Below are 12838 nucleotides of genomic sequence, written 5' to 3' on the forward strand. Positions count from 1 at the left end.
TTCGTATTGTTCCTATCTGAAAGGATCACTCCTAGTGTCTGATACCGCCCACAAGTCCTTCTCCAAGATCTTGGTGGCCAACCGCGGTGAGATTGCCGTGCGTGCCTTCCGCGCCGCCTTTGAGGTCGGTTCCAAGACCGTTGCAATTTATCCCAAAGAAGACCGCAACTCCTTCCACCGCGCCTTCGCGGATGAAGCCGTGCGTATCGGTACCGAGGGTCAGCCGGTCAAGGCTTATCTCGATATCGATGAGGTTATTCGCGCCGCCAAGAAGTCCGGTGCGGATGCCATTTACCCGGGGTATGGCTTCCTTTCAGAGCGTGCAGATTTGGCTCGCGCCTGCCGTGACAACGGCATCAAGTTCATCGGCCCCACGGCTGAGACCCTCGACCTGACCGGCGATAAGGCCGCCGCTGTGGCTGCAGCTGAGGAAGCAGGGCTGCCTACGTTGAAGGACTCGAAGCCCTCGACGGACGTCGACAAGCTGGCGGAGTACGCCAAGGACTTTGAGTTCCCCGTCTTCGTGAAGGCAGTGGCCGGCGGTGGCGGCCGCGGTATGCGCTTCATCGAGAACGAAGCAGAACTGAAGACCAAGTGCGCTGAGGCCTCCCGCGAGGCGGAGGCCGCCTTCGGCGATGGCAATGTTTACCTCGAGACCGCGGTCATTCGCCCGCAGCACATTGAGGTGCAGATTCTGGCTGACTCCCAGGGCAACGTCATGCACCTGTACGAGCGCGACTGCTCCGTGCAGCGTCGCCACCAGAAGGTTGTGGAGATTGCCCCGGCGCCGACGCTGGACCCGGAACTGCGATACCGCATCTGCGCGGACGCCGTGAAGTTCTGCGAGCACATCAATTACGAGGGCGCTGGTACCGTCGAGTTCCTTGTTGATGAGAAGGGCAACCACGTCTTCATCGAGATGAACCCGCGCGTGCAGGTCGAGCACACCGTGACCGAGGAGGTCACGGGCGTGGACATCGTGAAGTCCCAGATGCAGATTGCCGCGGGCCTCTCCCTGGAGGAGCTGGGCCTCAAGCAGGAGGATATCCACATCACCGGCGCGGCACTGCAGTGCCGTATCACCACTGAGGACCCCTCTAACGGCTTCCGCCCAGATACCGGCACGCTGACCCAGTACCGCTCGCCGGGCGGCGCGGGCGTGCGTCTCGACGGTGCAACGGCCGTCGGCGCGGAGATCTCCCCGAACTTTGACTCGCTGCTGGTGAAGATGACCTGCCGCGGTGTCACTTTCGAGCAAGCCGTGGCCCGTGCGCAGCGCGCGCTCAACGAGTTCACCGTGGCCGGCGTGGCCACCAATATCGGCTTCCTGCGCGCTCTGTTGCGCGAGCCGGACTTCGTCAACACTCGCGTGGACACCAGCTTCATTCCGGAGCACCCGGACCTGCTGAAGGCCCCGCCGGCTGTGGACGAATCTGGCCGCATCATCGACTACATCGCTGACGTGACCGTCAACAAGCCGAACGGTGAGCGTCCGACCACCCTGCGCCCCTTCGATAAGCTGCCGGATCTGGACTTTAACTCCGAGCTGCCGCGCGGTTCCCGTGACGACTTGCTGGAGCTGGGCCCGAAGAAGTGGGCAGAAAAGATCCGTAAGCAGGATGCTCTGGCGGTCACCGATACCACCTTCCGCGATGCTCACCAGTCCCTGCTGGCTACCCGCGTGCGCGGTACCGCTCTGGTCACGGCTGCTGAAGCCGTCGCCCGCATGACCCCGGAACTCTACTCCGTGGAGGCGTGGGGTGGTGCTACTTACGATGTCGCCATGCGCTTCCTCAAGGAGGACCCGTGGGTGCGCCTGGATCTGCTGCGTGAGGCCATGCCGAACCAAAACATCCAGATGCTGCTGCGTGGCCGCAACACCGTGGGCTACTCGCCGTACTCCAACGATGTGTGCACCGGCTTCGTGCAGGAGGCTGCTAAGTCCGGCGTGGATATCTTCCGTATCTTCGATGCGCTAAACGACGTCACCCAGATGCGCCCGGCTATCGACGCCGTCCTAGAGACCAACACCACCGTGGCCGAGGTTGCCATGGCCTACTCCGGCGACATGTGCTCCCCGGATGAGAAGCTCTACACGCTGGATTACTACCTCAAGCTGGCCGAAGAGATCGTCAACACCGGCGCCCACGTCTTGGCCATTAAGGACATGGCAGGCCTGCTGCGTCCGGAGTCCGCATCCAAGCTGGTCATGGCTCTGCGCAAGGAGTTTGATCTGCCGGTTCACGTGCACACGCACGATACCGCGGGTGGCCAGCTGGCTACCTACTACGCGGCGGCCCTCTCTGGCGCGGACATCGTCGACGGTGCCTCCGCACCGCTAGCGGGAACCACCTCTCAGCCATCGCTGTCAGCCATCATCGCGGCGTTCTCCAACTCTTCGCGTGACACCGGTATCTCCCTCAAAGCAGTCTCCGACCTGGAGCCCTACTGGGAGGCAGTGCGCCAGCTCTACCAGCCGTTCGAGAAGGGCATTCCTGGCCCGACCGGCCGTGTGTACCGCCACGAGATTCCGGGCGGCCAGCTGTCCAACCTGCGCGCGCAGGCTACCGCGCTGGGCTTGGAGGACCGCTTCGAGGTTATCGAGGACACCTACGCTGCGGTGAACGAGATGCTTGGCCGCCCGACCAAGGTGACTCCGTCCTCCAAGGTGGTCGGTGACCTCGCTCTGCACCTCGTGGGTGCTGGCGTGGACCCGGCTGACTTCGAGGCCAACCCCACCAAGTACGACATCCCGGATTCCGTCATCGCCTTCCTACGCGGTGAGCTCGGTACGCCTCCGGGTGGCTGGCCGCCGCTGCGCGACAAGGTCCTGGAAGGCCGCGCGCCTGGCGACGTCGCCGTCAAGCCCGTCCCCGAAGAGGAGAAGAAGCACCTGAGTTCGGATGATTCCACCGAGCGCCGTGCCTCCCTCAACCGCTTGCTCTTCCCGAAGCAGTTCGAGGAGTTCAACGAGTTCCGCCGCACCTACGGCAATACCGAGGCGCTGACGGATACCGTCTTCTTCTACGGTCTGGAAGAAGGTAAGGACTACATTGTTCACCACTTCCCGGAGGGCTCCAACGACCGCGCAGACCTCAAGCCCATCACCTTGCGTCTTGACGCTATGGGTGAGCCGGACGAGAAGGGCATCCGCAACGTCGTACTCAACGTCAACGGCCAGATCCGCCCGCTCAAGGTTCGCGACAACAATGTGGAGTCCACCGTCGCCACCGTGGAGAAGGCTGACCCGTCCAACGAAGGCCACGTGGCCGCACCGTTTGCCGGCGTGGTGAACCCGACCGCCAAGCCGGGTGACGAGGTCAAGGCCGGCGACCAGATCGCCGTCATCGAGGCCATGAAGATGGAAGCCTCCATCTCCGCCACCAAGGACGGCACCATCGAGCGCGTCGCCATTGGCGCCGCCACCAAGGTTGAGGGCGGCGACCTCATCGCGGTCATCAACTAAAGGCCGACTTAGGTCATGGATGGGTGAGCAGCGTCATTCTTTGCGCTGCTCCCTGGTGGTTTTGGCGGTGGGATGGGATTCTTCCTCACTACATTGACCTAAGTCAGGAGGGCGCCTCGCAAAAGGCATCTGGCAGAAGGCATCTTTGGGTCCAAAAACGCCATCTGCACTGAGTAAAAGGCGTTTTCAGCCGTGAAAACGCCTTTTGACTGATGCCTTTTATCAGACGCCTTTTGCCAGATGCCTCCCGCATGTCGATGGAGGCACGTAGACGTTGCGCGTTGCGAGGGGAGCGAAGAAGCTAGTCGCGTTTTCGCGAAGATACGTGCAGTGTTATACGGAAACCGTCGTTGTGGCCCGACTTGGATCCGCGGTGGGTGAGCAACGTCGCTCTTCGCGCTGCCGTAGGCGCGCCGCGAAAGGTGTCGAGTATAGTCGACACTTCTAGGGGAAATCGAGAAAGCGTCGAGTATAGTCGACACCCTTTTGCGGACTTGTGCTGCTAGAAGCGCTTGAGCATCACGTGGGCATCCGGGCGGCCCGGGACGTCGATGTCGACGAAGCCCTCGGATTCATACAGCTTGCGGGCGCCGGTGTTCTCCGGCTCAATCCACAGCGAAATAGCCGGGGCTTCCTGCGCCTCGGCGAGGTCGCAGGTGTTGCGCAGGAGGCGTCGCCCAGCGCCCAAGCCCCTGTAGCGGGACTCCACCGCAAGGAAGAGCTCGGGAATCTCCTCCGGATCCAGGTCGGTGGCCCACTGGGACTCATCAAAAGGATCGGCCTCTGGATTGCCGGTGTAAGCAGCACCCTTCGTTTCAGTGGTGTAGTAGCGCAGCCACGCGCCACCAACGGGCACGCGGTGGCTGGAGACGGCGATGACGCCGCCGTCGACATGGGGCGACCATTCGTCGACGTACAGCCCCACATCAGGCGTGTGGAAATCACCGATATGGGCGTCCTCGTCACCGAGGACATCGGCGAGGAAAAGAAGGCGGGAGAGGTAGGTACGGTCGTGCTCCTTGGCCAACCGTACGCCGAACTCGGAATCGTTAACGCTCATGCCTTCCGAGGCTACTTGATCTCCAGAATCGGCTCGCCCTTGTTGATCTGCGTGCCGGTGGACACCTTGAGGTCGGTCACGGTGCCGGATTTGTGGGCCTTGACGGGGTTCTCCATCTTCATGGCCTCGAGGACGACAACGACCTCGCCCTCTTCCACTTCCTGGCCCTCCTCGACGGCGACCTTGATGACGCTGCCCTGCATCGGCGCGGTCACGGTGTCGCCGGACACGTTTGCCGACGCCCCCTTGCCACGACGCTTCTTCGACTTCTTGCGCTTATTGCCACCGCCCAAGAGGAGGTTGCCCGGCAGGGCCACCTCGATACGGCGGCCGCCCACCTCGACGACGAACTTCTGGGCGGCCTCCTGTTCCTCGTCCTCGGGAGCCTCGGTGGTGTCGGTGTACTCAGGCAGTTCGTTTACCCACTCTTCCTCGATCCACTTGGTGTAGACCGTGAAATTACCGTCCTCGGCGGTGAAGGCGGGATCGGTGAGGATTGCTTGGTGGAAGGGGATAACCGTGGGCAGGCCCTCGATGCGGTACTCGGCTAGGGCGCGGCGTGCACGCGCAATGGCAGTCGCGCGGTCCGGGCCCCAGACGATGAGCTTGGCCAGCATGGAGTCGAACTGGCCACCAATGACGGAACCTTCGCGCACGCCGGAGTCCATGCGCACGCCCGGGCCGGAAGGCTCGGAGTACGTGGCGACGGTTCCGGGGGCTGGCATGAAGCCCGCAGCGGCGTCCTCGCCATTGATGCGGAACTCGATGGCGTGGCCGTGCGGAGCCGGGTCCTCGGAGATGGAAAGCTCGCGGCCCTCGGCGATGCGGAATTGCTCGCGAACGAGGTCGAAGCCAGTGGTTTCCTCGGTAACGGGGTGCTCGACCTGGAGGCGCGTGTTGACCTCAAGGAAGGAGATGAGGCCATCGGCGCCCACAAGGTACTCCACGGTGCCGGCACCGTAGTATCCGGCCTCGCGGCAAATGCGCTTGGCAGATTCGTGGATGGAGGCGCGCTGCTCATCGGTGAGGAAGGGGGCAGGAGCTTCTTCAACGAGTTTCTGGAAGCGGCGCTGCAGGGAGCAGTCGCGGGTGCCCATGACGACGACATTGCCGTGCTGGTCAGCCAAGACCTGAGCCTCGACGTGGCGGGCCTTATCCAGGTAGCGCTCGACAAAGCACTCACCACGGCCGAAAGCAGTGACGGCCTCGCGCGTGGCGGACTCGTAGAGGTCCTTGATCTCCTCGCGGGTGTGGGCGACCTTCATGCCGCGGCCACCGCCACCGAAAGCGGCCTTGATGGCAACCGGTAGACCGTGCTCGTCGGCGAAGGCCTCGACCTCCTCTGCGCTGGCGACGGGATCCTTGGTGCCCGGTGCCATGGGAGCGTCAGCACGCTCGGCAATGTGACGGGCGGTGACCTTGTCACCCAGGTCGGCGATGGACTTCGGGGAGGGGCCGATCCAGGTCAGGCCCGCGTCGATGACGGCCTGGGCAAAATCGGCGTTCTCGGAGAGGAAGCCGTAGCCGGGGTGGATGGCGTCGGCGCCGGATTTGGAGGCGGCGTCGAGAATCTTGTTGAAGTCGAGGTATGACTCTGCGGAAGTTTGACCGCCGAGTGCAAAGGCTTCGTCGGCAAGCGTGACGAATGGGGCGTCAGCATCTGGCTCAGCGTAGACCGCTACGGATGCGATGCCGGCGTCGCGAGCCGCGCGGATAACGCGGACCGCGATCTCACCGCGGTTGGCCACGAGGACCTTGGTGATGTTCTTGGTTTCAACTGCCACGGCAGGAACCCTCCTCCATTTTTTCTGATAGGACTGCGTACTATTCTTGCACACCAAAACATGAGGATACCTTCACATCTTGGTTTCGTGTCAAAAAATAAACCCGCACCAGCGTGGATGCGGGGTTAATTCGGTGTGTTCTTAACGCTCAACGGGCATTCGAACCATGTTGCCCCACTCTGCCCACGAGCCATCGTAGACGCGCGGGTTGTCGAAGCCGAGCAGGTACTTGAGTACAAACCAGGTGTGTGCGGCCTGAGCGCCGACATGCGAGTAAAGGACGGTTTCCGTTGCGGGCTCTAGCTCGCCATAGTTGACCTTGAGCTCGCTGAGTGCACGGAAGCAGCCGTTGGGGTAGACCGCGCGATCCCATTCCAAGTTGATGGCCCCGGGAATATGGCCGTGCGTCAAGGTGGTGCCGTAGGCGGACTCGCCGGTTCCGTTCTTGAAGGCGGCTTCGCCGCAGAACTCGTCTGGGCTGCGGGTGTCGACAACGGTGGCGGTGGAGCCGCGCAGCTCATCGACAAAGATGCGGGAGGATTCTTCGCGGGAAACCTCCGGGTAAGAGGACGCGGATGGTTCGGGGACCATGAAAGAGGTATCGCGTTCCTCGGACATCCAGGCGTCCCGGCCACCGTCGAGAAGCCGCACGTCCTCGTGGCCGTACAGCTCAAAGATCCACAGGGCGAATGCAGCCCACCAGTTGGACTTGTCGCCGTACAGGATGACGGTGTCATCGCGCTCGATGCCCTTCGAGCGAAGGAGGGCTGTGAAGTCTTCGGCGCTGATGATGTCCCTCGTCGTGCTATCGAGCAGTTCCGTCTGGACGTTGATACGGATAGCGGTGGGGATGTGGCCGATATCGTAGAGGAGTGAATCCTCATCGACCTCGATCACGTGGAGGCCGTTAATGCCCAGTCGCGCGGATAGCCACGGTGCGGACACGAGGCGCTCAGGGTGCGCGTACTCCTGGAAAGGGGGATTCGGGTCGAATTCGGCCACGGTCCACCTGCCTTTCTCGTTAAGGGGAAACGTTCGCTTCAACTCTAGCGTGCTCGGCCGAAAAGTGGTCACGGGGGAGGGCTCTTTGTGGTGTTGGATACATTTTTGTGCCGTAGGGTGCTAGCTCCCGTGCACTGGTTATAACAAGTGTGCAGGTCAGGGGCCACAAACTGCGTTAAGCTCGACTTTTATCGCATTTTGGCGTCGCTTCTTCAGGTGAGCGAACAGGCCTAACCTGGGTTATTTTAAGAAGTGACACTCATTAACCCCCTAGCGAAAGGGAAGCACTGTGCACAAGGCAATCGTCGTCTTCGAGGTCGAGGGCGGATCCGACAAGCAGATCAATGGACACCGTAAGGACACCATGCCGATCGTCGACTGCATCAAGGATGCAGGCTGGCACGCAGAGGTCGTGTTCTACCGTCCCGAGTGGTCTGAGAAGCTCTTTGAGTATGTATCTGAGAACTTCGATGCCTACATTTCCCGCGTGAACCCGGGCAACATCCCGGGCGGTGAGAAAGGCTACTTCGACTTGCTCACCAAGCTGTCCGACGCCGGCCTAGTCGGCATGTCCACCCCGTACGAGATGATGGCTTACGGCGCCAAGGATGCCCTGGTTAAGCTCAATGACACGGACCTGGTTCCGGCTGACACCGCCGCCTACTACGACGTCGAGTCCTTCCACAAGACCTTCCCGGCCTCCCTGTCCTACGGCGAGCGCGTGCTCAAGCAGAACCGCGGTTCCACTGGTTCCGGCATCTGGCGCGTGCGCCTTGCCGACGAGAAGCTGGCCGAGTCCGTCGAACCGGGCACCGCACTGCCTCTCGACACCAAGATCAAGTGCACCGAGGCTGTGGACAACCACACCGAGGAGCGCGAGCTCGGCGAGTTTATGGATTTCTGCGACCAGTACATCGTGGGGGACAACGGCATGCTCGTGGACATGCGCTTCATGCCGCGCATCGTTGAAGGCGAGATTCGTATTCTTCTCGTGGGCCCGGATCCGGTCTTCGTGGTGCACAAGAAGCCGGCTGAGGGCGGTGACGCTTTCTCCGCGACCCTGTTCTCCGGTGCTAAGTACACCTACCAGAAGCCGGAGGAGTGGCAGGAACTCGTCGACATGTTCGCTGAGGTCCGCCCGGTCATTGCAGAGAAGCTCGGTGGTGACAACATCCCACTGATCTGGACCGCAGACTTCATGCTGGCGGACGGTGAGAACGGCGAAGACACCTATGTCCTTGGTGAGATCAACTGCTCCTGCGTGGGCTTCACCTCTGAGCTGGACATGGGCATCCAGGAAAAGGTGGCGGCTGAAGCCATCAAGCGCGTGGAGGCCAAGCACGCATAAGCGTTTATTTTCGCGCTAGCCTTATCGAGTTTCCCCTGCCGCGGCAGGGGAAATTTGCATTTTCTTGGGGCTTATTCCCCGAGCCGGGCTGCCGGTGAGCGAGATCTCAGGTACGTTCGAAGGGGTAAAAATTGCGCCAGTGTAGTGCTGTAGCGTGCTGCGAAAATCGATGATTCTCCGAAAGGTCTAAGGAATAATGACGAACCCCAACCAGTTTGGTGAGAACGCCGACAACAGCGATAGCAACGTGGGCGATAACAGCTTTAACGGTTCCCACGGCGAGAACTCTGGGAACGATAACTTCGGTAGCTTTGGCGGCTACGGCAGCCCCCAGTCCAACAAGGATAGCTCGGCGTCTGGCTGGAATGCCCAGGATTCGAACTCCGGCTTTGGCTGGGGTGGCCAGGCAGGATACGGCGATTACTCCGAGAACTCCGCTGAGACTTCCTCGTTTGGTAGCGCCTCTTCCCAGGATTCGCAGCCGGACACTGACCGCGAAGCTAAGGACAGCACGTTTAGCGAAGGCTTTGCTTCTGCTGAGCCCGCATCCGAGTCCGCTAAGGACCAGGACACCCACTCCACCCAGGACTCCTTTGGCGCCTCCTATGCTTCCTACAACACCGATAGTGGTGCTGGCGCCGAGCATGCCGCTGAGTCGACGAACTCGAACCAGAGCCACAGCGACAACGGCTACGGCACTAACGGCTATGGCAACGACGGCTTTGGCGGTGGTGCGCAGACGGAATCCAACCAGGGCCATGGCTTTGGGCAGCAGTCAAGCAATGGTTTCGGTAGCCAGGCCTCTCACTCCAACTCCACGTCCGGTTTTGGTAGCTACTCCCAGCAGAACCAGGGCTTCGGTGCACAGGAGCAGCAAGGTTTCGGCTCCCAAGGACAGCAAGGTTTCGGCACCCAGGAGCAGCAGGGCTTTGGCCAGCAGAACTCGCCCTTTGCGGCCTCCCCGCAGAATCAGTACCCGCAGCAGGCTGCGCCGAATGGCGGTTCTTCCAAGGGCACGGGATTCTTCAAGGCGCTGTTTGACTTCTCTTTCAGCAACTTTATCACCCTGAAGTTCTCGTCCTTCATTTATATGCTGCTCGTCATTTTGTCAGCAGTCTTCTGGGTAGGAACGATCCTCTTCTCCTTCGCGTTTTTCGCTGATAGCGTTCTTTTGGGAATCCTTGCGTTCCTCGGTGCTGTGATCTTCGGCGGAATCACCTTCCTTTTTTACGTCATCCAGTTCCGATTGATCTTGGAGTTCTTCGTGGCAAACATCCGCACCGCGCAGAACACCGGCGATCTGGTTGCCAAGGCGGATGGCGATAAGGCTTAAAAGTCACTCTCCGCGCTGCTGTAGGGCAGACAAACAAATCCCGCGGCCTCAGTATTCGAGGTCCGCGGGATTTTTCTATGCAGGGGCCGCCGCGGTTTACGCGGCGAGCAGAGTGGCGTTGTTCCTAGCCAGTCGGGCTGGCCGAGCTGCTTAGTCCAGCAGCGCGGCGACGGACTCGGGGTCGGCGTCGGAAAGCATCTGGCGGATGCGGTCATACTCCGCGTCCTCACCGATGGCCTTCGCAGCATGGCCCAGCGCGGCAATCGCGCGCAGCACACCCTGGTTGGGCTCGTGGGAGAAGGGGACAGGGCCCCAGCCCTTCCAACCATTGCCGCGCAGGCGGTCGAGGCTGCGGTGGTAGCCGGTACGCGCATAGGCGTAGGCGGTGATGAAAGCGGTGGGCTCAGCACCCTTGTTCTTGTCTAGTTCCTGTTCCGCCAGCAGAGCCCAGAGCAGCGGGGAATCCGGGTGGGCGACGATTCCGGCGGTGAGATCGGAGGTACTGTCAGCACCCGGATCGGCGGGCAGCTTGATGGGCGGGGGAGCGAGCATATCTTTCATTTCCATGCCGCCCCACTCTAGCCATGTGGCGCCACGGCCACCAGAGGGGGCGAACCTTGAAAGGGGCGAACCTGGAAGGGCGAACCTGGAAGGTTCGCCCGGAACTAGAAGGGCTCGCCCAGAATTAGTGCTGAGCCCAGAAATCGGAAACGTTGAGCCCAAAGAAATACAGCGCGCGGCGCAGCACTGGTAGCGAAAGGCCGATAACGGAGGAGGGATCGCCCTCAATGCGGTCGATGAACCAGCCGCCGAGGGCTTCCAAGGTAAAGGCGCCGGCGCATTCGAGTGGCTCGCCGGTGCGGGCGTAGGCCTCGATATCGGCGTTCGAAGCCTGGGCAAAGTGCACCGTCGTGCGCGAGGCTTCTACGAAGCGCTTATCGCCCCGCAGCACGCAATGGCCGGTGATGAGCTCCGCGGCGCGCCCGGCCTGCGCGTGCCAGCGCTCCACGGTGGCCTCGGGGGTATGGGGTTTGCCTTGGAGGGAGCCGTCGAGAAGCAGCATGGAATCCCCGCCCACCACGACGTCCTCGGGATAGTCAGGAGCAATAGCCTCTGCCTTAGCAGTAGCCAGCGCACAGACGATCTCGGCGGGCTCAGCACCCGCCAGGCGCTCCTCGATGGCCCGCTCATCCACGTGGGCCGGGGCGATGACGGGTTCCACGCCCGCACCCCGCAGGATGGACAGGCGGGAGGGGGACTGGGAAGCTAGAACCAGGCGCATGCGCTTAGTAGTAGCGGACGTTGCGGAAGGCGGACGGGTTGAATACGTCACCCGGCTGGCCCCACAGGTCGCGCTCGGAGTGGATATCGGCGGCCTTGGCGCGCGCCTCAGAGTCGAGCTGGCTGAGCACCGTGGACAGGGCCGCCACCTCAGCGTCGGTGGGGTTGCCGCGCAGAACGGTAAACAGGGAAGCGGTCATAGGGAAACCTCTACAAAACGATATTGCCGTGTTTCTTCGGCAGGGTTGGAATAATCTTGCGATCCAGCAGGCGCAGGCCCTCGATGAGGGAGCCGCGGGTGGCTGCCGGGGTAATGACGGAATCGACGAGACCACGCTCAGCGGCCTGGTACGGGGTCAGGTAGGCGGCGGCCTCCTCCTCGCTCAGCTCTAGCTCTGCGGCCAGTGCAGGGGCATCGGCCACTGAGATCTCGGCCGTCGGCCACGCATAGGACAGGTCCGCACCGAGTTCCTTGGAGCCGAAAGCGATGTAGCCGGTGCCGTGCGCGCGGCGGACGATGACACTGATCTTGCCTACGCTCGCCGCGGAGTAGGCGTGCACCAGCTTGGCCAGCGCTGCCTTCTCCACATCCAGCGCCGGGGAGTCGACGAACTCGATAATGGGGGTATTGAAGGCATCGCAGAGGCGGATGAAACGCGCGGCCTTAGCGGCAGCTTCCGCATCGAAGGAGTCGCGGTTGGCGATGATGCCCACGGTGCGGCCCTCCACGCGACCGAAGCCGGTGAAGACACCGCGCACCTGGGCGCCGAGCTCGAAAACATCCTCGCAGGTGGCGGTGACCACGTCGGCGAGATCGACGGCGCCGTCATCTCCCACGAGGGTATCGAGGGCGTGGTCGGCGTCGGTAATGTTCTCCTCCACAGAGCCCGCAACGATGGTGGCCTCGGTGCGGGGAGCGGCGGCACGGTTATTGGAAGGCAGGTAGGAGAGCACGCGCTTGGCGACGTTCACCTCGTGCTCCCCATCCGCCTGCAGGTCACCGTCCGGAGCAATGACGACATCCGACAGCGCGGCTACGAGCGAGGCCTCCTTGGAGTCCGCGTAGACTGTCGTGACCTGCGGGATGAGGCCGGAAGCGGTGGTGGCGCGGGCCAGGATGCGGGCCTGCATGGCGGAGGAGACAATGCCCTCCTGGGCGCGGGGCTTATCGCTGGCGACGAGTGCGACGATGGGCACGCCGGTCTTAATGGCCAGGTCATAAAGCTTGGTGACCTTTTCGCCATAGACCTCGCCCATGGTGCCGTCGAAAAGCGAGGCGTCCTGCGCATAGGCGCAGACCTTGCGGCCATCGACAGTGCCGAAGCCGGTGACGACGCCATCGGTGTAAGGACGGATGTGCTCGCGGCCGAACTCGGTGGAGCGGTGGCGAGCGAGCGCGTCGGTCTCCACGAAGGATCCGGCGTCAAAGAGCGCCTCGATGGCGCTGCGGGCCGCAGGAACCTCTCCCTGCGGCGCCCGGGACTCGGTGAGCTTGGCGCTCAGGTCCTCGATCTTGCCAGCGGTCGTCTTCAAGTCAGTCATGGGACACTAGTGTAATACAGTG

The 12838-nt window shown here is 62.1% G+C and carries 10 protein-coding genes; 3 read left to right on the plus strand and 7 right to left on the minus strand.

Annotated features, from left to right (window positions below; genetic code table 11):
• Window positions 1–34: 34 nt before the first annotated feature.
• Complete coding sequence (locus HMPREF2996_RS06045; protein ID WP_070446389.1) at window positions 35–3466, plus strand: pyruvate carboxylase; 3432 nt, start codon at window positions 35–37, stop codon at window positions 3464–3466.
• 502 nt (window positions 3467–3968) lie between these two features.
• On the opposite strand, the gene HMPREF2996_RS06050 is transcribed toward HMPREF2996_RS06045, so the two are convergent.
• The 3 genes from HMPREF2996_RS06050 to HMPREF2996_RS06060 form a co-directional block, all read right to left on the minus strand.
• The gene (locus HMPREF2996_RS06050) at window positions 3969–4526 is read right to left on the minus strand and encodes a GNAT family N-acetyltransferase (protein ID WP_070730537.1); all 558 of its coding nucleotides are present in this window, start codon (window positions 4524–4526) and stop codon (window positions 3969–3971) included.
• 11 nt (window positions 4527–4537) lie between these two features.
• A complete protein-coding gene (locus tag HMPREF2996_RS06055; protein WP_070446385.1) occupies window positions 4538–6310 on the minus strand; it encodes an ATP-binding protein in 1773 nt (590 codons plus the stop codon).
• A gap of 141 nt (window positions 6311–6451) precedes the next feature.
• Window positions 6452–7312, minus strand: a complete 861-nt coding sequence (locus HMPREF2996_RS06060) for a sulfurtransferase (protein WP_070730540.1) — start codon at window positions 7310–7312, stop codon at window positions 6452–6454.
• A gap of 289 nt (window positions 7313–7601) precedes the next feature.
• Between HMPREF2996_RS06060 and HMPREF2996_RS06065 the strand changes: the two genes are divergently transcribed.
• Window positions 7602–8660 (plus strand): Cj0069 family protein, encoded by a 1059-nt coding sequence (locus HMPREF2996_RS06065; protein WP_010189357.1) that lies wholly within the window; start codon window positions 7602–7604, stop codon window positions 8658–8660.
• Between the two features lie 196 nt (window positions 8661–8856).
• On the plus strand, window positions 8857–9993 hold the full coding sequence (locus tag HMPREF2996_RS06070) for a DUF4282 domain-containing protein (RefSeq protein ID WP_070446381.1): 1137 nt from the start codon (window positions 8857–8859) through the stop codon (window positions 9991–9993).
• Window positions 9994–10143: 150 nt separating this feature from the next.
• On the opposite strand, the gene HMPREF2996_RS06075 is transcribed toward HMPREF2996_RS06070, so the two are convergent.
• The 4 genes from HMPREF2996_RS06075 to HMPREF2996_RS06090 all read right to left on the minus strand — a co-directional run bounded on the left by HMPREF2996_RS06075 (window position 10144) and on the right by HMPREF2996_RS06090 (window position 12816).
• Entirely contained in the window at window positions 10144–10560 is a 417-nt protein-coding gene (locus HMPREF2996_RS06075; protein ID WP_070446379.1) for a DUF3151 domain-containing protein, read from the minus strand.
• Window positions 10561–10678: 118 nt separating this feature from the next.
• Window positions 10679–11275 carry a Maf family protein gene (locus HMPREF2996_RS06080; RefSeq protein ID WP_070446377.1) on the minus strand — a complete coding sequence of 199 codons (597 nt, stop codon included), beginning with the start codon at window positions 11273–11275 and terminating at the stop codon, window positions 10679–10681.
• 4 nt (window positions 11276–11279) lie between these two features.
• Window positions 11280–11474 carry an acyl-CoA carboxylase subunit epsilon gene (locus HMPREF2996_RS06085; RefSeq protein WP_070446375.1) on the minus strand — a complete coding sequence of 65 codons (195 nt, stop codon included), beginning with the start codon at window positions 11472–11474 and terminating at the stop codon, window positions 11280–11282.
• Window positions 11475–11484: 10 nt separating this feature from the next.
• Window positions 11485–12816 carry a carboxyl transferase domain-containing protein gene (locus tag HMPREF2996_RS06090; RefSeq protein ID WP_070446373.1) on the minus strand — a complete coding sequence of 444 codons (1332 nt, stop codon included), beginning with the start codon at window positions 12814–12816 and terminating at the stop codon, window positions 11485–11487.
• Window positions 12817–12838 lie beyond the last annotated feature (22 nt).

This window comes from Corynebacterium sp. HMSC066C02, from assembly GCF_001814945.1.
Taxonomy (GTDB): domain Bacteria; phylum Actinomycetota; class Actinomycetes; order Mycobacteriales; family Mycobacteriaceae; genus Corynebacterium; species Corynebacterium aurimucosum.